This is a genomic window from Actinomadura terrae, from assembly GCF_022751215.1.
Classification (GTDB): Bacteria; Actinomycetota; Actinomycetes; order Streptosporangiales; family Streptosporangiaceae; genus Spirillospora; species Spirillospora terrae.
The window spans coordinates 786,477-808,165 of sequence record NZ_JAICDG010000001.1 but is presented as its reverse complement, the minus strand read 5'-3'; the positions used below and the strand labels follow the sequence as shown (position 1 = coordinate 808,165).

Sequence of the window (21,689 nt, the reverse complement as noted above, 5' to 3'; positions counted from 1 at the left end):
GTGGGGGCCGTCCGGTTTCGGACGGCCCCCACGGCGTATTCGGATGAGACTGACATTTCCCGACATGGCGTGATCTTCTATGGCGCACAGCCAGAGAGAGGACGAACCATGCCCATCAGCCCCGTCCGATCGACGGCGGCGGTCACGCTCGCCCTGGCGTGCCTCGTGGCACCCGCGACCCCCGCCATCGCCGCGTCCCACGGCCACCGGTTCTCCCCCGGCGCGCCCGGCGCGGGCGACCCGTACTTCCCCCTGGAGGGGAACGGCGGATACGACGTCGCCCACTATGACCTGTCGCTCGATTACACCCCCGCCTCCAACGCGCTGGTCGCGACCGCCCGCATCAAGGCCCGCGCGACCCAGGACCTGTCCCGCTTCGACCTCGACCTGAAGCAGCTCACGGTCAAGAGCGTCCAGGTGGACGGCCGGAACGCGCGCTTCACCCGCGAGGGCCAGGAACTCGTGGTCACCCCGCGCGAGGGCCTGCCGAAGGGACGCCGCTTCACCGTCACCGTCGCCTACGCGGGCACGCCGAAATCCGTGACCCGCCCCGACCTCGGTGAATTCGGCTGGATCAGGACCCCGGACGGCGCCTACGTCGTCAGCGAGCCCGACGGCGCGTCCACCTGGTTCCCGAGCAACGACCACCCGTCCGACAAGGCCACCTACACCTACCGCGTGACGGTTCCCAAGGGCACGCAGGTGCTGTCCAACGGGCAGCCCGGCGGCGAGTGGACGCGCGGCGAGAAGTCCACATTCGTGTGGAACGAGCGCTCCCCCATGGCGAGCTACCTGGCGATGCTGGCCATCGGCAAGTTCACCCTCCAGAAGGGCCGCACCCAGCGCGGCATCCCCGTCATCACCGCCGTCGCGCCGAACCGCGCGGGCGAGCTGAAGACGATCCACGAGGGCACGATCAAGGCGATCGACTGGGAGGAGAAGGTCTTCGGCCGCTACCCCTTCGCCTCGACCGGCGGCATCCGCGTCGGCGTGGACGTGGCCTTCTCGCTGGAGACGCAGAGCCGCCCGATCTACGGCTACCAGCCCGACACCCCGACGATCGTCCACGAGCTGGCGCACCAGTGGTTCGGCGACAGCGTCAGCGTGCGGCGCTGGAAGGACATCTGGCTCAACGAGGGCTTCGCGACCTACGCCGAATGGCTGTGGGACGAGCAGCACGGCGGCCCGACCGCGAAGCAGACCTTCGACAACCTCTACGCCAAGACCGATGACTGGCCGTATTACGACGAGCTGTGGCGCGACCGCCAGGCGGGCGACCCGGGCGCGAACGAGCTGTTCACCCTCACCGCGTACTGGCGCGGCGGCCTCACCCTCCAGGCCCTGCGCGACCGCATCGGCGACCGCGCCTTCTTCGCCCTCCTGAAGACGTGGACGAGCGCGCACCGCAACGGCAACGTGACGACCGAGCAGTTCATCGCGCTCGCCGAACGGATCTCCCACAAGCAGCTCGACGGGCTGTTCGACGCCTGGCTCTACACCAAGGACAAGCCGACCAGCTGGTGACCCGCGTGAGGCCCGTCCCCAGGGCGGGCCTCATGTGCTTCGTGTGCCTCAGGCGTGCTTCAGGCGTGCTTCAGGCGCGGGCGACCTTGGTGAGAGCGTCCCCGGTGAGCCGGTACACCTGCCACTCGTCCTGCGGGCGGGCGCCGAGGGACTCGTAGAAGCCGATGGCCGGGGTGTTCCACTTCAGGACAGACCATTCGACCCGCGCGTACCCGTTCTCGTCGGCGACCCGCGCCAGCTCCGTGAGCAGCGCCTTCCCGTACCCGTGCCCCCGGACGCCGGGGTCGACGTAGAGGTCCTCCAGGTAGATCCCGTGGACGCCCTCCCACGTCGAGAAGGTGAGGAACCACATGGCGAACCCGACGACCCGTCCCTCATGCTCGGCGACGTGCGCGAACACGCGCGGCTCGTCCCCGAACAGGCCGGCGCGCAGCTGCTCCTCGGTGACCTTCACCTCGTGCAGGGCCCGCTCGTACTCCGCCAGGTCGCGGATCAGCTGCCGGATCGCGGGGACGTCATCGGCTGTAGCAGTTCGAATCACACGTTCCAGACTATTGGAGCAGGCCAACCGGCCAGGACGGGCCGCCGTCCAGAGCGTCCTGAACGATCGGACACCCCTCCGCCCACGCAAACGTGACATCCCCAACAGACGCCGCCAGCCGCACCACACCAGCCACACACATCACAACCGTCCCCCAACCGAGCCCCCAGGCCCGCGAAGGCGAACCCGCACGCTGACGGCGCCACACGTCGATCTCGCAGCCGCCGAAGGGGGGATCTCGGCGCCGATGCCAAGGGCAAAGCAATGAACACAGCGATTAAACCCGCCAAACACGCGCGCGCGGAGTCTCGCAGTGGGGCCGGAAGGCGGTAGTTTCGGAAGCAGCAGGACCATCCTGCGAGGGAGTGACGTGACCGAGGAAACCGCTGCAATGCCCGCCAGTACACAGTTGTCCGTCCGCGATGTGGTGACGGTGAAGCTGCCCGCCGCGAGTGCCTACCTGTCGGTTCTGAGAACCGCGACGGCGGGGCTCGCGGCCAGGCTCGACTTCACGCTGGACGAGATCGAGGACCTGCGCATCGCGGTCGATGAGGCCTGTGCGATGCTGCTCGCGCAGGCCGTCCCCGGAACCGATCTGACCTGCGAGTTCGAGCTGACCGGCGATGCGGTGCGCATCTCGGTCGCGGTGCTGACGGTGGACGGTCAGGAACCGAGCCGCGACACGTTCGCGTGGACGGTCCTGTCGTCGCTGGCGGGCGAGGTCGACGCCCAGGTCGGCTCCGACGACCGGGTCACCGTGACGCTCCAGAAGCGCCGGGGTGTGGCGGGGGCCCCGTGACGGAGAAGACGACGATCGCGGGCTCCGGCAACGAGCGGTCCGAGAGCGCGGTCCCCGACCGCGCCCGGGCGCGCGCGTTGTTCGAGCGTCTGGCGGAGCTGCCGGAGGGCGACCCGGAGCGGCAGCGGATTCGCGACCAGCTCGTGGAGCTGCACCTTCCGCTGGTGGAGTATCTGGCCCGCCGTTTCCGCAACCGGGGCGAGTGGCTGGACGATCTGATCCAGGTCGCGACGATCGGGTTGATCAAGTCGATCGACCGATTCGATCTCGGGCGCGGGGTGGAGTTCTCGACCTACGCGACGCCGACGATCGTCGGCGAGATCAAGCGGCATTTCCGCGACAAGGGCTGGGCCGTGCGCGTCCCGCGGCGGCTTCAGGAGCTGAAGCTGTCGCTGACGAAGGCGATCAGCGACCTCGCGCAGCGCGAGGGGCGTGCCCCGACGGTCAGCGAACTGGCGGCGCACCTCCAGATGAGCGAGGAGGAGGTGCTGGAGGGGCTGGAGTCGGCGAACGCCTATTCCACGGTGTCCCTCGACGCCCCCGACTCCGGCGACGAGGACGCCCCCGCCGTGGCGGACTCGCTCGGCATGGTGGACGAGTCGCTGGAGGGCGTGGAGTACCGCGAGTCCCTCAAGCCGCTGCTGGAGAAGCTGCCCGCCCGCGAGAAGAAGATCCTGCTGCTGCGCTTCTTCGGCAACATGACGCAGTCGCAGATCGCGGCCGAGCTCGGAATCTCGCAGATGCACGTGTCGCGACTGCTGGCCCGGACGCTCGCCCAGTTGCGCGAGGGCCTGACCGCCGACGAATGACCAGACGGGTGATCGGCGGCCAAAGCACGATAGAGGCCGCCGGAACCTGGTAACCAGCAGCCGGAGCCCGTTAGCGGCCGCCGGAGCTTGCTGATCGGCGGCCGTAAGCGCGGTGGAGACCGCCGGAACCCGGTGATCCGCGCCCTAGCGCGTTAGCGGCTACCGGTACCTGGTAATCAGCGGCCGGAGCGTGGCGAGCGGCTACCGGAGCGCGGGGCGGCGTCCGCGCCGCTCGCGTTCTCTTTGCCGTCCGTGGCCTCCGTGGCGTCCCCGCCGCCCTGGGCTGTGTCGTCTGAGTCGTCCGAGTCTTGTTCGGGGACCTCGACAAGCCAGGCGGTGCTGGGCGGGCTGAGCACCGTGATCAGTGTGAGGACGGCGGCGGCGCCCAGCGGGAGCGCGATCTCGGGGCGCTCGCTCTGCCACAGCGACCACGCGACGGGCAGCGCGAACAGTTGGGTGAGCACCGTGGGGGCGCGGCTCCACTGGTCGGCGCGCAGCAGCCCGCGGGCGCAGCCGAGCATGGCGATGCCGCCGACGAGGGCGAGCACGGTGACCCCGACGGCGCTGACGGGGTCGACGGCGGAGCCGGCCACCGTCTCGATGCCGGTGTACACCCCGAAACCCATGGCGGCGAGGCCCTCCGCGGCCTCCAGGGCGGCGGCTGCCTGCACGGTGAACGGACGCTTCGTCACAACCTGAAACCCTACTCGCCCCCTCCCGGCGGGACGTCCCGGGACCGCCGTGTGGGAGAACGCATCGGAACGGTCGATACGCTGGCGCCGTGCGCGCCATGCTGATCGCCAACCCCAAGGCGACCTCGACCTCCCGGCGGGCCCGCGACCTCCTCGTGCGGGCCTTCTCCGGGGATCTCGACCTCGTCATCGCCGACACCGCCCACCGCGGCCACGCGACCGAGATCGCGCGGCGGGCCGCGCTGGACGGCTACGACGCGGTGATCGCGCTCGGCGGGGACGGAACGGTGAACGAGGCGGTGAACGGGCTGCTGGCGGAGGGCCCCTCCCCCGATCTTCCGGCGCTGGCCGTGCTGCCGATCGGCAGCGCCAACGTGTTCGCCCGCGCGCTGGGCCTGCCGCGCGACCCGATCGGCGCGACCCGGGTCGTCCTGGACGCGTTGCGCGCCGGCCGGTACCGCACCGTCGGGCTCGGAACGGCCAGTCACTCCGGCGGGCCCGAACGCTACTTCACCTTCTGCGGGGGCGTCGGGTTCGACGCGGAGGTCGTCCGGGAGGTGGAGCGGCGGCGCAGCGCGGGAGCGAAGGCCGACCCGTCGCTCTATGTGCGGACCGCCATCCGCCATTTCTTCTCCGGGACGGATCGGCGCCGTCCCGCGCTAACGATGGAAGTGCCGGGGCTCCCAACGAAATCGGGGGTGTTCATGGCCTTCATCTCCAATACCGCGCCGTGGACTTTCATGGGTCCGGTACCGGTGAATCCGAGCCCCAAGGCGAACTTCTCGCGCGGCCTCGACGTGTTCGCGACGCGGACGCTGGACGCGGCGCCCACGCTGTCCGCGCTGGCCCGCATGATGACCCCGCGCACCCGTCCCGTCCAGGGACGTCACGTGGTGGACGTGCACGACGCGGCGGAGATCACACTGCGCGCGGAGCGTCCCGTGGCCTTTCAGCTCGACGGCGACTACCTTGGCGAGCAGGACCTCATCACGTTCCGATCGGTACCGAAGGCCATCCGCATCGTCATATGAGGCCGTCCGGCCCATCTGTTAACGACAAAGCAACTGGGCCGACCCACCGATGTGACACATGCGACACCCATACTTTGAGAATCCTTTCTCAAGGGTCTTGCGTCTGCCCGCGCCCTGCTGACACGCTCAAAGTGCGCCGGCCGACAGGGGCCCAACGTCGTCAGCCACCTGCTCGCACCGCCGCCGAACAACAACCCCTGGATCTGGCCATCATCGCCGCTCCGGGAGTTCGCGACATGTGAACCCGTTCACAAGTGTGGAGTGATTCCACCACCTGACGAAGGAGTGGACCGCATGGACTGGCGCCACCGCGCAGCCTGCCGTGACGTGGACCCCGAGTTGTTCTTCCCGATCGGCAACACCGGGCCCGCGATCCTACAGATCGAAGAGGCCAAGCAGGTGTGCAAGCGCTGCGACGTCACCGACGCCTGCCTGCGCTGGGCCCTGGAGTCCGGCCAGGACTCCGGCGTCTGGGGCGGCATGGGCGAGGACGAACGCCGCGCCCTGAAGCGCCGTATCAACCGGCGGACCCTCAACCCCACCCGCTAGAACCGGTCCCGCGTCAGGGACGCGGGGAGCCCGGGCGATTGTGTTGCTCCACTGGGACGTCCACCACCACCTCCGTGCCACCGCCTTCGCGGGGACGGAAGTCCAGGCGGCCGCCCAGTTCGCCCACGATCAGGGTCCGGACGATCTGTAGGCCCAGGCTGTTGCTGCTCTCCACGTCGAAGTCGGGCGGGAGGCCCTTTCCGTCGTCGGCGACGACCACCACGAGGCGGCGTCCGTCGGCGGGCGGCTCCCTGTGCGGCGCGTGCTCGCCGGGGGTCGGCCACTCGCCCCAGAGGGAGACGTCGTTGGGGTCCGGGACGGGGGTCGGGGCCGGGCCGCCGGAGCCGTAGCGGCGGGCGGCGACCTCCAGGGTTCCGAAGCGGTTCGCCAGGCCGTGCTCCAGCGCGTTCTGGAGGAGTTCGGTCAGCGCCATCGCCAGCGGCGTCGCGACTTCGGCGGGCAGGACGCCGAAGTTCCCGGTGCGCTTCGGGGTGACCTTGGTCTCGGGGGTGGAGACCTCCCCCGCCATCGTGATCACCCGGTCCGCGATGTCGTCGAAGTCGATCAGCTCGTCGGGGGTGTGCGAGAGGGTCTCGTGGACGATCGCGATCGACCCGACCCGGCGGACGGCCTCGTCCAGCGCCGCCCTGCCCTCCGGGATCTGGAGCCGCCGCGCCTGGAGCCGCAGCAGCGCCGCGACCGTCTGGAGGTTGTTCTTCACCCGGTGGTGGATCTCGCGGATCGTGGCGTCCTTGGTCATCAGCTCCCGGTCGCGCCAGCGGAGCTCGGTGACGTCCCGGCAGAGCACGATCGCGCCGATCCGCGTCCCGCCGACGACCAGCGGGATCGTCCGCAGCTGCATGACCGACCCGTGCGCCTCGACCTCGACCTCGCGGGGCGCGCGCCCGCTGAGGGCGACGCTCAGCGCCTCCTCCAGCGGCTCGCCCGTGTCGCACCGGTCGGCGGTGACCTGGCCGAGCGACTCCCCGACGAGGTCGGCGGGGAACCCGAGGCGGCGGTAGGCCGACTGCGCGTTCGGGCTGGCGTAGCTGACCCTGCCCGAGCGGTCCAGCCGCATCAGGCCGTCGCCGACCCGGGGCGAGCGCACGAGGTTCGGCTCCTCGCCCGGCACCGGGAACCGGCCCTCGGAGATCATCTTGGCGAGGTCGCTGGCGCTCTGGAGGTAGGTCAGCTCCAGGCGGCTCGGGGTGCGCGCCGAGCTGAGGTTCGTGCTGCGCTGGATCACCCCGAGGATCTTCGCGCCGCGCCGCACCGGGATCGACTCCTCCCGGACGGGGATGCCGCTCCCCCACTCCGGATCGCCCTCCCGGACGATCCGCCGCTCCCGCCAGGCCACGTCGATCAGCCCGCGGCGTCCCGTCCGGACGACCTTGCCGACGAGGTCCTCGGGGTAGGCGGTCGGGCCGGTCGTCGGGCGCATCTGCGCGATCGCCACCCAGCCGGGGACGGCGGCGCCGGTGTCCAGCGCGACGGGCTGGCGGCGGGACGGGCCGCCCGAACCGGTCTCGGCGGGCAGCACGTCCGCGGACCGGAGCGGCACCCACAGCAGCAGGTCGGCGAACGACAGGTCCGCGAGCAGCTGCCAGTCCGACACCAGCGCGTGCAGCCACTCCACATCGGTCTCGGTGAGGTCGGTGTGGTCGCGCACCAGATCGGTCAAGGTAGGCACCCGACCATCATCGCCCATGGGTTTTTGGACGGGGACGGCGTCCCCCTCCGCTCGGGCGACCTGGAAGGATTTCCGGTATGTCCGCAACGGGAGATCCGCTGGCCAGGCTCCGCGACGCCGCCGCGCGCCGGGCGGAGGCGGGGCTGCGCCGCACGCTGCGTCCCCGCACCCCTGATCACGACGGGCTGGTGGACCTCGCGTCCAACGACTACCTCGGGCTCGCCGGCGACCCGCGGCTGACCGCGGGCGCGGTCGCGGCGGCGCGCGAGTGGGGCACCGGCTCGTCCGGATCGCGCCTGGTCACCGGGACGACCGGGCTGCACGCCGAACTCGACCGGCGGCTCGCCGCGTTCGGCGGCGCCCCCGCCGGCCTGGTGTTCTCCTCGGGCTTCCTCGCCAACCTCGGCGCCGTCACCGCGCTCGCCGGGCCCGGCACGCTGGTGGTGTCCGACCAGGTCAACCACGCCTCGATCGTGGACGCCTGCCGGCTGTCGCGGGCCCGCGTCGTGATCGTCCCGCACCGGGACGTCGCCGCCGCCGAACGCGCCCTCGCCGAACGCGAGGAGGACCACGCGCTCGTCGTCACCGACGCCGTGTTCTCCGTGGACGGCGACCTCGCGCCCCTCGCCGACCTGCACCGGGCCGTCCGCGCGCACGGCGCCCTCCTCGTGGTGGACGAGGCGCACGCGCTCGGCGTCGTCGGCGAGCACGGCCGCGGCGCCGTCCACGCCGCCGGCCTCGCCGCCGAACCGGACGTGGTCCGCACGCTGACGCTGTCGAAGTCCCTGGCATCCCAGGGGGGCGCGGTCCTCGGCGCGCCCGAGGTGATCGACACGCTGGTCGACACCGCCCGCGCGTTCATCTTCGACACCGGCCTGAACCCGCCCGCCGTCGGCGCCGCGCTCGCCGCGCTCGACGTCCTGGAGTCCGAGCCGGACCTGCCCGCCCGCGCCCGCGACCGGGCCCGCGCGCTGGCCGGTCTCGCGGCCGGTTCCGGCCTTGAGACCGCCGACCCGGCCGCCGCCGTCGTCCCGGTCTTTCTCGGCGAGCCGCACGCGGCGCTCCGGGCGGCCGAAACCTGCGCGGCGCACGGCGTCCGCGTAGGCTGCTTCAGGCCTCCCTCGGTCCCCAAGGGGCGTGCCTGCCTGCGGCTCACCGCCCGCGCCACGCTGAGCGAGCCGGACCTCACCCGCCTCGCGGCGGCCCTGGCGGAGATCGCGGGCTCTACCGCCCGTAGTCTTCACGCATAACATCGGGGAAAACCGATGATGAACGTGAGGAGATGCCGTGACGGAGGTCAGGGGTGGGCCCCGGCACGGGGGCGGATTCGAGCATGGATTCGATCGGGCAACGCTGGGGGACATCGCCAAGCACCACGCCAGCCAGGCGCCGCGCATACCGAAGTACTACAAGCTGAAAGAGCTGCTCGTCGAGCTGATCCAGTCGCTGCCGCCAGGCAGCCCACTGCCGCCTGAGCGGGCGCTCGCCGAGAAGTACGAGACGTCCCGGACGACGGTCCGGCAGGCCCTCGCCGAGCTCGTCGTCGAGGGGCGCCTCCAGCGCATCCAGGGCAAGGGCACCTTCGTCGCGAAGCCGAAGGTCTCCCAGGAGCTCCAGCTGGTCAGCTACACCGAGGACATGCGGCACCACGGGCTGCGTCCCGAGACCCGCATACTGGAGGCCGGCTACGTCAGCGCCGACGAGCGCCTCGCCACGCTGCTCCGCATCCGTCCGGGGGGACGGGTGCTGCGCGTCCACCGGCTCCGCCTCGCCGACGGGGAGCCCATGTCCATCGACACCTCCCACCTCCCGGCCCGCCGCTTCCCCGGCCTGCGCCGCGAGCTGTCCCGGCACCACTCCCTCTACGAGACCCTCGCCACCGCCTACGAGGTCCACCTGACCGAGGCCGAGGAGACCATCGAGACCGTCCTCGCCACGCCCCACGACGCGCAGCTCCTCGGCGTGGACGTGGGCCTGCCCATGCTCCTGCTCTCCCGCCACGCCTTCGACACGACCGGGCAGCCCGTCGAGTGGGCCCAGTCCCTCTACCGGGGAGACCGGTACAAGTTCGTCACCCGACTCCGCCGCTGACATGTGACGTTCCGCATACACTCCGAACACACGTTCCCTACGATGACCGGAGCAGACCGTGAGGAAGGAGTCGCCCAAAGTGACGGTAGTCGATCATGTGGGCCCGGTGTCCCTGCCGGACACGGCGTACAACATGTGGGCCCGCGGCGAACTCGACGACTTCGTCCACGCCCCCAAAGGGCATCGCGTCGAGGTCATCGAAGGAGAGATCGTCGTGTCCCCCGCCCCTGTCGTGGCCCACGGCAATATCGTTCACCACATCACACGCGCCATGGAGCGGGCGGCGTTCGCCGACCCGTCCTTCCCCTGGTCCGCCCGGCAGATGACAAACCTGAGCCTGCTGGGCATCGAACAGGGTTACATCCCCGACCTCGTCGTGGCGGAGGAGCACGTGTTCGAGTCCGCCGGTGAGGCGGAGCAGATGCACCTCGTGGCTGACGAGATCGAGATGGTCGTGGAGGTCACGTCCAAGGACGGCGCGGCCTATGACAGGCCTCCGGGCGAGGGGAGGGCCCTGCGCAAGCCGTCCAAATGGTCGGGGTACGCCCGGGTCGAGATCCCCTACTACCTTCTCGTCGACCGCTCCCCCAAAGTCGCCTCCACCAGGCTCTACTCGATCCCCGACGCGGGCACGGGTGCCTACCTGCACAGCGACACGTGGGCTTTCGGTGAGACGATCCACCTTCCCGAGCCCTTCGGCGTCGAGATCGACACCCGCCGCTGGACGGCCTGGAAGGACTGACCACAAGCCCGGCGGGGCACCGCCCGCCGGGCTAATGGTCTTCTAGTGGCCTTCGGGCTGGACGGAGGTGCGGAAGGCGGCGGGGTCGAAGGAGCCGCCGAGGGACGGTGCCAGGCCGCGCTGGGCGGTCACCAGGAACTCGGCCGGGTCCAGGGCCGCCGCGCCGGACGGCAGGACGCCGGCCAGCGGGCGGGCGGCGATCGTCTCCAGGTCGCGGACGTTGCTGCGCATGGCGAGGTCGGGCTCGTCCGGCCAAGCGCCGATGACCACGCCCGCGAGTTGGACGCCGCGGTGCGCCATCGCCTCCAGGGTGAGCGCGGTGTGGTTGAGCGTGCCGAGGTCCGGACGGGTCACGACGACGACGGCGGCGCCGAGCCAGCGGGCGAGGTCGGCGATCGTGGTGCCCTCCTCGTCGTAGCGGACGAGGAGCCCGCCCGCGCCCTCCACCAGCACCAGCCGGTGCCCGCTCGACAGGTCCTGGACGCGCTTGGCCACATCCGGCAACCGGACGGGCGGGACGCCCGCGCGCCGCGCCGCCGCGGCCGGTGACAGCGGATCGGGGAACCGGGCGAACTCGTGCAGGTCGCAGACCCGGGCGAGCCGCGCCACCTCGTCGAGGTCGCCGGGCTCACCCTCCACGACGCCGGTCTGGCCCGGCTTGACGACGGCGACCGGCGCGCCCCGGGCGGCCGCCACGGCGGCCAGCGCGGCGGTGACGACGGTCTTGCCGACCCCCGTACAGGTACCGGAAACCACGATGACGCTCACGAGCCGCACACTAGCGGGCGGGCGCGGCCGAGGTCCCGCGCTGGAATCCACAGTCTTCGGGCCTCGTTTTTGTCACGGGGCTTTCGGCACGGGTCTTCGGCGGGGTTTTCGGCACTGAGATTTCGGCACGTGGAACCCGGGGGCGGCTCCGCTCGTCCAACGCTCATGGCTGGCCCGTACGCACGCTATAGCTGGGTGCTGACGCTCGCCTGCGCGAGCGCGCTCACCGCCTGTGACGGGGACTCCGGCAAGCCCCCGCATTCCCTCGCTTCTCCCAAGCCGCCTTCCGGCTCGTCCCAGAGCACCTCGCCGGCGCCCGCGCCGTCGCCCACGACCGCGTCCCCCGCCGAGAACTCCCCCGCCGAACGGCTCGTGCTCCGCTGGCGCGAGACCGGCGGCTTCGCCGGAAAGGGCGGCCCTGGGACGCTCCCCGACTTCTCGCTGTACTCGACGGGCCGCGCCGTCGCCGCGTCCCAGGGAAAGGCGAGGGAGTACCGCCTGAAACCCGAGGCGCTCCAGCGGCTGCTGGACGAGGCCCGCAAGGCGGGGCTCGGCCGCTCCCACACGAGCGGCCCGAGCCGCGTCATGGACGCCATCGTCCTGGAGTTCACGATGGGGCAGGCCAAGACCAAGATCATCCAACCTGAGGCGCAGTCGGACCCGGCGGTGCGGTTCCGCGAGCGCCTGGACCCGCGGCGCTGGCCCGCGGGCGACCTGGCATCCCCCGGCAGGCCGTACGCGCCGGCGCGGGTCGCGGTCCTCGCGATCGAGAACCCCGGGAGCGGGACGGCCAGGAAGTGGCCGCTGTCCCCGCTCGGCAAGGGCGAGCAGGTGCCGGGCGGCGTCTGCACCCTGGTTCCCGCGGACAAAGTGCCCGCCTCGCGTCCGGACGTCGGCTGGCGCAGCCAGGGCAAGACCTACACGGTCCACGTGCGCCCGCTGCTCCCCGGCGAATCCTCCTGCCGCGACCTCACCTGACACCGCGCAAGGCCCGACGCTGCGCGAGATCCGACACCGCGCACGAGCCGACACCGCGCGCAGGACCCGGTAGCGCGTGCGTGAGCTGATAGGGCGAGTTGTGACCGAAGCTGCCGCCACGTACAATTTCTTGTACGTGGGAGGTGATGAGATGAAGACGATGACGTACTCCGAGTCTCGTGCGAACTACGCCGAGACGCTCAACAAGGTGATCGACGACCGGGAGGAAGTGATCATCACCCGGGCGGGTCGTGATCCGGTGGTCATCGTGGCCCTCGACGACTACGAGTCGTTGAAGGAGACCGCCTACCTGCTCAGGAGCCCGGAGAACGCCCGGAGGCTGCTGGCGTCCATCGACCGGCTGGAGAACGACGGCGGGATCGAGCGGGCCCTCACCGAATGAAGCTCGTGTGGGACGAGGCCGCCTGGAACGACTACGTCTGGTGGCAGACAGAGGACCGCAAGGTCCTCAAACGGATCAACATTTTGATCCGAGACGTCCAGCGCAACGGCAACGAGGGGATCGGCAAGCCCGAGCCGTTGAAGCACGGCTTCCATGGCTACTGGTCCCGCCGGATCACGGACGAACACCGGCTCGTCTACAAGGTCACCGAGGGCGAGGTCCGTATCGCCGCCTGCCGGTACCACTACGGACGTTGACGTGGAGAACGAACCGGAGGCGCCGTCGGCGGCCTCCCAGCGGACAGAGGATGTGCGGGTGGGCGAGCGGGTCACCGTGCGGGCGGCGCGGGCGGAGGAGTACGAGCGGATCGGCGAGCTGACCGTCGAGGTATATGTGGGCAGCGGGCTCATCGCGGCGGAGTCGTCGTATGTGGACAGGCTCCGCGATGCCGCCGGCTGGGCCGCGAAGGCGGAGTTGCTGGTCGCGGAAGTCGACGGGGAGCTGGCCGGGTCGATCGCGTACTGCCCGCCCGGCAGCCCCTACGCCGAACTGGCGGGGCCGGACGAGGGCGAGTTCCGGATCCTCGCCGTCCTGGAGCGGGCGCGCGGGATGGGCGTGGGCGCGGCCCTGGTGCGCGCCTGCGCCGACCGGGCGCGGGCGGCGGGGCTCGTGGGGCTGCGGCTGTCGACGATGTCGAACATGCGCGCCGCGCAACGCATGTACGAGCGGATGGGGTTCGTCCGGACGCCCGAACGCGACTGGGCACCGAAACCGGGCCTCAACCTGCTCACCTACGCCCTGGCGTTCTAACCCGACCGCCTACGCCCTGGCGTTCTGGCCTGCTCCCCTACGTCCTGGCGACCGAACTACGCCCTCGCGTTGTGACCTGCACCCCTGCACCCTGGCGACAGGCCTACGCCCCGGTGCTCTGACCTGTGTCCCCGGCGTGCTGAGTGCTCGCCTGCGTCCTCGCTTCTGGCCCGGGGGCCGAGGGTCACCGGGCGCGCATCCGCGGGACGATGCCGGTGTCGTAGGCGCCGCCGATGAACTCGGGGTGGTCGAGCAGCTCGGCCAGGAACGGCAGGTTCGTCCGGACGCCCTCGATGCGGAACGCGGCCACGGCGGCGCGGGCGCGGCGCAGGGCGTGGTCGCGGTCGTCGCCGTGCACGCACAGCTTCGCGAGCAGCGGGTCGTAGTAGGAGGTGACGGTGTTGCCCTCGGCGTAGCCCGCGTCGATGCGGATGCCGTCGCCGACGGGCTCCTCCCACACCTTGATCTCGCCGCCGCCCGGCTGGAAGTGCAGCGGGTCCTCGGCCTGGACGCGGAACTCGACCGCGTGCCCGCGCGGTGTCGCCGTGGTGAACGAGACGGGCTCGCCCGCCGCGATCCGCAGCTGCTGCTCGACGAGGTCGATGCCGGTCACCAGTTCGGTGACGGGGTGCTCGACCTGGAGGCGGGTGTTCATCTCCAGGAAGTAGAACTGCTGCGCGGCGGGGTCCACGAGGCATTCGACGGTGCCCGCGCCCCGGTAGCCGACAACCTCCCCGGCGCGGACGGCGGCGGCCAGCATCCGCTCGCGCAGCGCGGGCGAAATCCCCGGCGACGGCGTCTCCTCGACGACCTTCTGGTACCGGCGCTGGACGGAGCACTCCCGCTCGCCGAGCGCGAGGACGGTGCCGTCGGCCAGCCCGAGAATCTGCACCTCGACGTGCCGGGCGCCCTCCACGTACCGCTCCAGCAGGACGTCGGCGTCGCCGAACACGCGCGCCGCGTGGCCGCGTGCCGCCTCGTAGGCGTCCCGGAGCGCGGTCTCGTTGTAGGCGGCGGCGAGCCCGATGCCGCCCGCGCCGGCCGCGGGCTTGACCATGACGGGGTAGCCGATCCGCTCGGCCTCCTCCACCGCCGTCGCCGCGTCCGGGACGGGCTCCCACACGCCGGGCGCGACGGGGACGCCCGCCTCCTTCATCAGGTTCCGGGCGTTGATCTTGTCGGCCATCCGGGCGATGACGAGCGGCGGCGGACCGATCCAGCCGAGGTCGCGCTCGGCGACCCGGCGCGCGAACGCGGCGTTCTCGGCCAGGAACCCGTACCCGGGGTGGACGGCCCGCGCGTTGGTCCGGCGAGCGGCCTCCAGCACGGCCTCCGCGTCGAGGTAGCAGCGGGACGGGTCGGCCGGGCCGATGAGGATCGCCTCGTCCGCCTCGGCCACGAACGGGAGCTGCGCGTCGGCCTCGGAGTACACGGCGATGGCCTTGAGCCCCATCGAGCGGACGGTGTGGACGATCCGGCTGGCGATCTCACCGCGGTTCGCCACGAGGACGGACTCGAACACCCGCTGGCCTCCTTCGGCGGGTCGGGGGCAGGCCGATCCGCCGACCCTAGCGTTTGCGGCGCCCCCGCGTCCGGACCGACGCCCGACAAATACCCGACCGTAGTTTTGTGCGCCGCTCGTCCGGACGTCCGAGGGCCTTTTCCGAAATGCTCCCAGCCGTCACGCGCGCGGGCCGCCACCCCGTCCTCGCGGAGGCGAGCGGAGCATCCGCACAAGCCGCCTGCACTTGCACGAGCCCGCACTTGCACAAGCACAGTCGGTATGCACAGCACGGACACTCGGTATACGCAGGCCACCGGTGAGCAGCGTATGCACAGGTGGGCGCCTTGGGCGCGGGTTGAATGGAACGCGGCACAGAATTGGCGCGGCACCGCGAACCGCCACCGCCCGCGCACTACAGGCGTCCGGCAAACACAACCGCCCGCGCAGAGAGACCGCCCGCGAACCGCCACCGCAACCACAACCGCTCCGCGGACTACAGCCGCCCCGCGCACGACAACCACCCTGCGGACGACGCCGTCCTGCCGACTACCGCCCCGCGGACTACCGGCGCGTGCGGACTACCGGCGCGTGCGGACTACCGGCGCATGCGGGCTACAGCCGTGTGCGGGCTACAGCCGTGTGCGGGCTACAGGCGCGTGCGGGCTACAGGCGCGTGCGGGCTACAGCCGCGTGCGGGCTACAGGCGCGTGCGGCGGTCGACGACGCGGCTCAGGGCCTCGACGACGGTCGGGTCGTACTCGGCGGCGGAGTCGATCCGGAGCCGGTCCAGGACGGCGACGCCGCGGTCGCGGTCGGCGGAGTCGCCGACGAGGTCGTCGTAGGCGTTGGCGACCTTGATGATCCGGCCCGCGAGCGGCGGCGGGACGGGGCGCGGCACCGGCGTGCCGGCGTCGTCCCCGGGGGCGGCCTCGTGTCCCGTCCGGTAGGGGTGGGAGGAGAGCTGGACGATGTGGGCGACGCGGTCCAGCACCCCGGTCTGCTTGATCACCTCGGCGCCGAGCTCGGCGATGCGGCGCTGCTCGGCGGGTGAGGCGAGCACGGTGGCGCCGCCGGGGATCGGGTCGCCGAGAGAGAGCTGCCCGATGTCGTGCATGAGCGCCGCGTACTCCAGTTCGAGCAGTTCCTCCTCGGACATGCCGAGCTCGCGGCCCATCGACACCGCGAGCTTCGAGACGCGGTGCGAGTGCCCGGCCTCCACGTACCCGCCGACCTCGGTGACCCGCGACAGCGCGCGGACGGTCTGGAGGTAGGTCGCGCGGATGCCCGCGTACCGGCGGAACGCGAACTGCGTGACGAGGATCGGCACCGTGAAGATCAGCAGCGCGGCCTCGCCCATCGCCGTGGTCGCGACCGCGATGAGCATCGCGGTCGCGCTGGTGGCCGCGCACAGCGCCATCTTCGCGTCGAGCTCGTCGCGCAACGCGATCCCGAACCTGACCCGGACGGCCTCTGCCCGGATCATCGCGGCGATCACCACGTCCGTGCAGCAGGAGAGCACGACGACGACGCCCATGAGCAGCAGCAGGAGCTGCCAGGGCAGGTGGAGGGAGACCAGCGGGCGGAAGCACAGCGCCACGACGGCGACGGTGAACAGCCGCCGCGCCATCGCCTCCGGACGCGGCGAGCGCCCGACCGCGATGTGCGGCAGCGAGCCGACGACCATCCCGGCGGCGGTCACCGCGACGACCTGGAGCGGGGAGTGCGTCGCGGCCTCGACCCCGAGCGGCGCGTGCGGCGGCGCGTGCTCCGGGCCGACGCCGACCAGCATCGCGTAGCCGATCGCGCCCGCGCTGGCGATGGGCGCGACCTCCCGGTTGCCGGGCATCACCATCCGGAACAGCTCGCCGAGCGCGATCAGCACCCCGAAGATGATCGCGATGTCGGGCTGGACGAGCCGGACGGCGGCGACCTGCGTGATCGCCACGATCACGAACAGGCCGGCGGTGGCGATCAGCAGCAGCTGACCGGAGTCGATGGTCTGCCACGCGGCGCGCTCACGGGGCCGCATCTGGGTACCGCTCATGGGGGGCCGGGTCACCGCCGTGCTTCGTCGCCGGCGACCTTGAGCGGGGCGCTCGGGTCGTCGTGGTCCTGCTGGGTGGTCTCGACGATGTCGTCGTCCGGCAGCACGACCGGGTCGGGCGGCTCCCAGCCGTCCCGGTCCAGCGCCCGCAGGAACGCCTCGACCATCGCCGGGTCGAAGTGGTCGCCCATGCCGCGGCGCAGCTCCTGCACGGCCGCCTCGACGCTGCGGGCCGGACGGTAGGAGCGGGTCGAGGTCATGGAGTCGAACGCGTCCGCGACGGAGATGACCCGGGCGAACTCTGGGATCTCGTCGCCGGCCAGGCCCATCGGGTAGCCGCGCCCGTTCATCTTCTCGTGGTGGTGCATGATGCCGGCGAGCGCCTCGTCCAGGAACCCGATCTCGCGGACGATCTCCAGCCCGCGCATCGGGTGCAGCTGGATCGCGGCGAACTCCTCCTCGGTCATCGGGCCGTTCTTCTGGAGCACCTTCGTGGGGACGCCGAGCTTGCCGACGTCGTGCAGCATCCCGGCGTAGCGGATGGCCTCGACCCGGTCGGCGCGCATGCCGATCTCCCGCGCGATCATCACCGAGCCGCGGGAGACGCGCTCGGAGTGGCCGCGGGTGTAGAAGTCCTTGGTCTCGACGGCCTGGCACAGCGCGGCGAGGGTCGCGGCGTGCGCCTGCTGCTGCGCGTGCGCCTGCTCCAGCGCCCAGCGGGCGATGAACAGGGGCAGCAGCACCAGGACGGCGGCGAGCGGGCCGACGCGCGGCCACAGCCCCGCGATCAGCAGCCCGACCATGCCGTAGCCGAGGCAGCCGATGGCGAGCTGCCCGCTCTCGTGCAGCAGCTCGCGCGGCGCCGCCTGCCGGCTCAGCAGCAGCACCCCGGCCATCAGCGACAGGTTGACCAGGACGAACGTGACGAGCGCGCCGAGGAACGGCCCGGTGACGTGCTCGACCCAGCGGGCCTCGCCGCGGCGGAACGGGTGCCCGCCGAGCAGCTCGAACACCGTCCCGGCGATGAAGCCGCTCAGCGCGAACTGCGCGCCGTTGAAGATCCGCTTGACCGGGGCGAAGAAGCGCTGCCCGGTGACCAGGGCACAGAGCCCGAGGAGGGCGGCTCCGGCGGGGCCGAGCAGCACCACCGACGCGAGGCTGGCGGCGAAGCTCAACGAGACCCTCGCGCGCTCGACGTTCAGGCGCGCGGGCGCCGAGTCACAGATCAGGAAGAGCAAGGCCAGCACGGCCAGCTTGGTCCAGTCCAGCCTCGCGAAGGACGACGTCCCGATGAGGCCGGCCGCGAGGGCGGCCACACCGCAGACGTACGCCCAGGCAGCAGGAGGAAGTCCACGCATTGCCGCCCCCTCGGGAGTGACGAATGAGCGGGCCGCCGCCGGGATCGGTCGTGCCTGACGGCACTAGACCCAGGACACGCCCTTGGGCATCATCAGCGACGACGACGCCGTGGCGCTCTGGTACCGGCCGTGGCCGACCGGCGTTGAACGCTTGAGCATGGTTGCTTGCCTCCCCCCGCGGTCATCGGGCGGGCCGACCTCGCGGCCGACCGCCGGGACCGTCCGGTCCCGGTGCTCCCGGGCCAGCACATACCCCGATTTCACGAGCATGCACGTGCTCCCGTCGCTGATTTCGGCTCAAGCCTAACGCGCCCGACCCGACCCACACAGGCATGCGGAGAATCGTGAGCAAAGCGTGAACCAATCGTCACCTCACGTGATCAATTGTCCATCCGGAAAGGTAGAGCTCGTTTGCCCGCGAACGTTTTTGCGCACACCGAATGCACGTGCATCGTCACGGGCAGTCACAATCGCAGTCAGAATCCGCCGGAGAGGTCGGCCGAAAGCGCTCGGGGAAGCACCCGTGAGCGGCCGGAGAGCAGTTGAGGAGCGCCCGGACTCGGCGCAGGACGCGCCGGACGTGCGGCGCGGAGCGCGGGGTGCTCGACCCGGCGCGGCCTGGTGCGGAGCGCGGGTGCGGAGCGCGGGTGCGCGGCGCCGAGGGACGGACGGATGCGGGGTGCGCGGCGGGCTGCGGGGCGGGCTGCGGGGTGCGGGGTGGGGGGCATAGTGCGGGGCGCGGTTAGGCGCGGCCGGCGGCCGATCGTTCGCGTGCCCACGCGACGGTGTCGGCGAGGCCGTCGCGCAGCGCGGTCGCCGGGGTCCAGCCGAGAACCTCGCGGGTGCGGCCCGGGTCCACCGCCATCGCGGGCAGGTCGCCCGGACGCGGCGGCGCGAACGCGGGCTCGTCGGGGGCGCCGACCGCGGCGGCGACGAGCGTGTGCAGGTCCCGGTCGGTGGTCTGCTGGCCCGTTCCGACGTTGAGTCGCTCGCCGCCGCCGAGGTCGCCGGTGGCGCGGGCGAAGGCGTCCACCACGTCCCGGACGTGGATGTAGTCGCGGGTCTGCTTGCCGTCCCCGAACACCTTCGTCGGACGTCCGGCCAGCAGCGCGTCGGTGAAGATCGAGACGACGCCCGCCTCTCCCTCGGGCGTCTGCCGGGGCCCGTAGACGTTCGCGAGCGTCAGCGTGGTCACGTCGAGTCCGTGCAGCACCCGGTACGTCCGCGCGTAGATCTCCCCGGACACTTTGGACGCCGCGTACGGCGACGCCGGGCGCAGCTCGGCGTGAGGCGGGACCGGCAGCGCGTCCGGCACCCCGTACACCGCGCAACTGGAGGTGAACACGACCTTGCGCGCCCCGCCCGCCCGCGCCGCCTCCAGGACGTTCGCGGTGCCGACCACGTTGACCCGGGCGTCGTGCAGCGGGTCCGCGACGCTGGCCCGGACGCTGACCTGCGCCGCCAGATGGCACACGACCTCGGGACGGCGCGCGGCCGCCCGCTCGGGCAGCGCCGGATCGGCCACGTCCATCCGCCACAGCTCCATGCCGGAGTTGGCGTTCGAGCCCGAGGACAGGTCGTCCACGCCGATGACCTCGTGCCCGTCGGCCAGGAGCCGGTCGACGAGATGGGACCCGATGAATCCGGCCGCGCCGGTGACGAGTGCGAGCACCCCAGCACGATACCGATCAGCACCCGACCCGCCGCACGTCCGCGAGGACGCCCCGTCCCACACCTGCCACGCCGCCCTCAGAAGCCCTCAGACGGCCCTGGAGAGGCGCGTTGGCGCCCTTAGCTCAGAGCCAGGTTCGGATGCGCTGAGGAGTCTTCTGGGCACGCTCGGGCGGCCGGGCAGCGGAGTGGACGCGGCTAGAGCGCACGATTGGAGAAGGATGGGCGGGCCAGAACGACCCAAGATGGATGTGCGACCGGAACGTGCATCCCCGATCGAGGCGCGCAAGCGAGACTCAGCCCGGACGAAACGCGGCGCGGCCGGGGATCGGGCGCGTAGTCAGGCAGCGCCGGTCAGGCGGCGCTGATCAGACTGTGCCGATCAAGCGGTGCCGGACGTGCCCGCTTCGGAGGAGGTCTTGATCTCGCCGCAGATCTCCTCGATGCGGCCGAGGACCTTGGCGCGCAGGTCGTCGGGGGCCTGCTCGCAGGCGCACGACTTGTTCACCAGCTTCTTGACGGCCTCCTCCAGCCCGTACTCGCGCAGGCAGGGGCCGCACTCGTCGAGGTGCTCGCGGACCTCGCCGCAGCCACCCTGATCGAGTTCGCCGTCAAGATAGGTGTACACCCGCGCGAGCACCTCGTCGCACGGGGTCTCGTGGTGGTTGCCACAGCTCATGGCTCACTCACCCTCCTCATGCACCGCGAGGGCGGCCGCGGTGTCGAGCGTATCGCTGGGCCCGGCCTGGCGGGCGGCGCGGCGGGCGGCGTTCGGGCTCATGCCGACCCCCCGCTCGTGCGCGTGAGGCCGCGGTCCCGAGCGTAGTCCTCAAGCATGCCGCGGAGCTGCCGGCGTCCCCGGTGCAGCCGCGACATCACGGTGCCGATGGGCGTGCCCATGATCTCGGCGATCTCCTTGTAGGCGAAGCCCTCGACGTCGGCGAGGTAGACCGCTATGCGGAACTCCTCGGGCAACTCCTGCAACGCCCGCTTGACGTCGGAGTCGGGCAGGTGCTCAAGCGCCTCGGCCTCGGCGGACTTCAGTCCGCTTGAGGTGTGCGACTCGGCGCGCGCGAGCTGCCAGTCCTCGATCTCCTCGGTGGCGGCCTGCTGGGGCTGGCGCTGCCTCTTGCGGTAGGAGTTGATGAAGGTGTTGGTCAGGATGCGGTAGAGCCACGCCTTGAGATTGGTGCCTTCCTTGAACTGGTGGAAGGACGCGAACGCCTTCGCGAAGGTCTCCTGTACGAGATCCTCGGCGTCCGCCGGGTTGCGCGTCATGCGCAGCGCGGCCGAATACAGCTGGTCCAAGAACGGGAGCACGTCGCGCTGGAACCGCTCCTGGCGCTGCTCCACGGTCTCCGTGGTGCCCGGTACCTGACCCACCCCCTTGGCTGTGGCGACGCCGGCGGCGTCGTACCCCACAGACGATATCGGTCCACGGGGCCTGCTCACGCGGACGGGGGTCCTCGCGTCGCCGGGCGGCGCCGCGCTCCCGGCTCTCCGCCTTTGCTCGGCAACGGCTGTGGTCATGAGTTGCACCTCCGCTGTACTGGGTTGTGAGACGGTGCAACGCCGGAGGGTGCCCGCCGATTCCCCGACCCGGGGTGAGGCACGGAACAGATTCCGGAAGTTCTCCGCACAGGATGGGATCACCTCACCCCGACCTGTACGGAGGGTGATGCCAG

At 71.5% G+C, this 21,689-nt stretch carries 23 protein-coding genes; 12 read left to right on the top strand and 11 right to left on the bottom strand.

Translation table 11 applies throughout. From position 1 onward, the window contains the following. Nucleotides 1-108: 108 nt before the first annotated feature. The gene (locus tag K2F47_RS03545; protein ID WP_242901205.1) at nucleotides 109-1,524 is read left to right on the top strand and encodes a M1 family metallopeptidase; all 1,416 of its coding nucleotides are present in this window, start codon (nucleotides 109-111) and stop codon (nucleotides 1,522-1,524) included. Nucleotides 1,525-1,594: 70 nt separating this feature from the next. On the opposite strand, the gene K2F47_RS03540 is transcribed toward K2F47_RS03545, so the two are convergent. Continuing rightward, the gene (locus tag K2F47_RS03540; protein ID WP_242901204.1) at nucleotides 1,595-2,065 is read right to left on the bottom strand and encodes a GNAT family N-acetyltransferase; all 471 of its coding nucleotides are present in this window, start codon (nucleotides 2,063-2,065) and stop codon (nucleotides 1,595-1,597) included. Nucleotides 2,066-2,435: 370 nt separating this feature from the next. Here K2F47_RS03540 and K2F47_RS03535 point away from each other — a divergent pair, with 370 nt between their 5' ends. Further along, nucleotides 2,436-2,864, top strand: coding sequence for an ATP-binding protein (locus tag K2F47_RS03535; protein WP_242901203.1), 429 nt, complete (start codon nucleotides 2,436-2,438; stop codon nucleotides 2,862-2,864). After that, the gene (locus K2F47_RS03530; RefSeq protein WP_214616743.1) at nucleotides 2,861-3,673 is read left to right on the top strand and encodes an RNA polymerase sigma factor SigF; all 813 of its coding nucleotides are present in this window, start codon (nucleotides 2,861-2,863) and stop codon (nucleotides 3,671-3,673) included. The genes K2F47_RS03535 and K2F47_RS03530 overlap by 4 nt, the downstream gene beginning before the upstream one ends. Before the next feature lie 176 nt (nucleotides 3,674-3,849). On the opposite strand, the gene K2F47_RS03525 is transcribed toward K2F47_RS03530, so the two are convergent. Beyond that, complete coding sequence (locus K2F47_RS03525; RefSeq protein WP_242901202.1) at nucleotides 3,850-4,365, bottom strand: hypothetical protein; 516 nt, start codon at nucleotides 4,363-4,365, stop codon at nucleotides 3,850-3,852. An 89-nt stretch (nucleotides 4,366-4,454) separates the two neighbouring features. Between K2F47_RS03525 and K2F47_RS03520 the strand changes: the two genes are divergently transcribed. After that, nucleotides 4,455-5,396, top strand: coding sequence for a diacylglycerol/lipid kinase family protein (locus K2F47_RS03520; RefSeq protein WP_242901201.1), 942 nt, complete (start codon nucleotides 4,455-4,457; stop codon nucleotides 5,394-5,396). A 294-nt stretch (nucleotides 5,397-5,690) separates the two neighbouring features. Beyond that, nucleotides 5,691-5,945, top strand: coding sequence for a WhiB family transcriptional regulator (locus tag K2F47_RS03515; RefSeq protein ID WP_242901200.1), 255 nt, complete (start codon nucleotides 5,691-5,693; stop codon nucleotides 5,943-5,945). A 13-nt stretch (nucleotides 5,946-5,958) separates the two neighbouring features. Here the strand turns inward: K2F47_RS03515 and K2F47_RS03510 are convergent, their stop codons facing one another. Continuing rightward, on the bottom strand, nucleotides 5,959-7,635 hold the full coding sequence (locus K2F47_RS03510) for a sensor histidine kinase (protein ID WP_242901199.1): 1,677 nt from the start codon (nucleotides 7,633-7,635) through the stop codon (nucleotides 5,959-5,961). A 77-nt stretch (nucleotides 7,636-7,712) separates the two neighbouring features. Between K2F47_RS03510 and K2F47_RS03505 the strand changes: the two genes are divergently transcribed. From K2F47_RS03505 to K2F47_RS03495, 3 genes are all read left to right on the top strand, one after another. Continuing rightward, a complete protein-coding gene (locus K2F47_RS03505; protein ID WP_242901198.1) occupies nucleotides 7,713-8,885 on the top strand; it encodes an 8-amino-7-oxononanoate synthase in 1,173 nt (390 codons plus the stop codon). 112 nt (nucleotides 8,886-8,997) lie between these two features. Continuing rightward, the gene (locus K2F47_RS03500) at nucleotides 8,998-9,726 is read left to right on the top strand and encodes a GntR family transcriptional regulator (protein WP_242902553.1); all 729 of its coding nucleotides are present in this window, start codon (nucleotides 8,998-9,000) and stop codon (nucleotides 9,724-9,726) included. Between the two features lie 79 nt (nucleotides 9,727-9,805). Then, the gene (locus tag K2F47_RS03495) at nucleotides 9,806-10,468 is read left to right on the top strand and encodes a Uma2 family endonuclease (protein ID WP_242901197.1); all 663 of its coding nucleotides are present in this window, start codon (nucleotides 9,806-9,808) and stop codon (nucleotides 10,466-10,468) included. Nucleotides 10,469-10,510: 42 nt separating this feature from the next. Here K2F47_RS03495 and bioD read toward each other — a convergent pair whose 3' ends face one another. After that, a complete protein-coding gene (gene bioD, locus K2F47_RS03490; RefSeq protein ID WP_242901196.1) occupies nucleotides 10,511-11,236 on the bottom strand; it encodes a dethiobiotin synthase in 726 nt (241 codons plus the stop codon). Between the two features lie 195 nt (nucleotides 11,237-11,431). On the opposite strand from bioD, the gene K2F47_RS03485 reads away from it, so the two are divergent. The 4 genes from K2F47_RS03485 (at nucleotide 11,432) to K2F47_RS03470 (ending at nucleotide 13,427) form a co-directional block, all read left to right on the top strand. Continuing rightward, nucleotides 11,432-12,214, top strand: a complete 783-nt coding sequence (locus K2F47_RS03485) for a hypothetical protein (RefSeq protein ID WP_242901195.1) — start codon at nucleotides 11,432-11,434, stop codon at nucleotides 12,212-12,214. Nucleotides 12,215-12,365: 151 nt separating this feature from the next. Continuing rightward, complete coding sequence (locus K2F47_RS03480; protein ID WP_242901194.1) at nucleotides 12,366-12,617, top strand: type II toxin-antitoxin system Phd/YefM family antitoxin; 252 nt, start codon at nucleotides 12,366-12,368, stop codon at nucleotides 12,615-12,617. Continuing rightward, nucleotides 12,614-12,874, top strand: a complete 261-nt coding sequence (locus tag K2F47_RS03475; protein ID WP_242901193.1) for a Txe/YoeB family addiction module toxin — start codon at nucleotides 12,614-12,616, stop codon at nucleotides 12,872-12,874. Before K2F47_RS03480 ends, K2F47_RS03475 begins: the two co-directional genes overlap by 4 nt. 1 nt (nucleotide 12,875) lies before the next feature. After that, nucleotides 12,876-13,427 carry a GNAT family N-acetyltransferase gene (locus K2F47_RS03470; RefSeq protein WP_242901192.1) on the top strand — a complete coding sequence of 184 codons (552 nt, stop codon included), beginning with the start codon at nucleotides 12,876-12,878 and terminating at the stop codon, nucleotides 13,425-13,427. A gap of 184 nt (nucleotides 13,428-13,611) precedes the next feature. Here the strand turns inward: K2F47_RS03470 and K2F47_RS03465 are convergent, their stop codons facing one another. From K2F47_RS03465 to K2F47_RS03435, 7 genes are all read right to left on the bottom strand, one after another. Beyond that, on the bottom strand, nucleotides 13,612-14,949 hold the full coding sequence (locus K2F47_RS03465) for an acetyl-CoA carboxylase biotin carboxylase subunit (RefSeq protein ID WP_242901191.1): 1,338 nt from the start codon (nucleotides 14,947-14,949) through the stop codon (nucleotides 13,612-13,614). Between the two features lie 679 nt (nucleotides 14,950-15,628). Next, nucleotides 15,629-16,960 carry an HD-GYP domain-containing protein gene (locus K2F47_RS03460; RefSeq protein ID WP_242901190.1) on the bottom strand — a complete coding sequence of 444 codons (1,332 nt, stop codon included), beginning with the start codon at nucleotides 16,958-16,960 and terminating at the stop codon, nucleotides 15,629-15,631. A gap of 26 nt (nucleotides 16,961-16,986) precedes the next feature. Beyond that, nucleotides 16,987-18,333, bottom strand: a complete 1,347-nt coding sequence (locus K2F47_RS03455; protein WP_242901189.1) for an HD-GYP domain-containing protein — start codon at nucleotides 18,331-18,333, stop codon at nucleotides 16,987-16,989. A 63-nt stretch (nucleotides 18,334-18,396) separates the two neighbouring features. Continuing rightward, complete coding sequence (locus K2F47_RS03450) at nucleotides 18,397-18,603, bottom strand: hypothetical protein (protein ID WP_242901188.1); 207 nt, start codon at nucleotides 18,601-18,603, stop codon at nucleotides 18,397-18,399. 472 nt (nucleotides 18,604-19,075) lie between these two features. Continuing rightward, entirely contained in the window at nucleotides 19,076-20,005 is a 930-nt protein-coding gene (locus K2F47_RS03445) for an NAD-dependent epimerase/dehydratase family protein (RefSeq protein WP_242901187.1), read from the bottom strand. A 381-nt stretch (nucleotides 20,006-20,386) separates the two neighbouring features. Further along, the gene (rsrA, locus tag K2F47_RS03440; RefSeq protein WP_242901186.1) at nucleotides 20,387-20,683 is read right to left on the bottom strand and encodes a mycothiol system anti-sigma-R factor; all 297 of its coding nucleotides are present in this window, start codon (nucleotides 20,681-20,683) and stop codon (nucleotides 20,387-20,389) included. A 98-nt stretch (nucleotides 20,684-20,781) separates the two neighbouring features. Beyond that, nucleotides 20,782-21,387: a sigma-70 family RNA polymerase sigma factor gene (locus K2F47_RS03435; RefSeq protein WP_242901185.1), complete on the bottom strand. Its 606-nt coding sequence runs from the start codon at nucleotides 21,385-21,387 to the stop codon at nucleotides 20,782-20,784. Nucleotides 21,388-21,689: the final 302 nt, after the last annotated feature.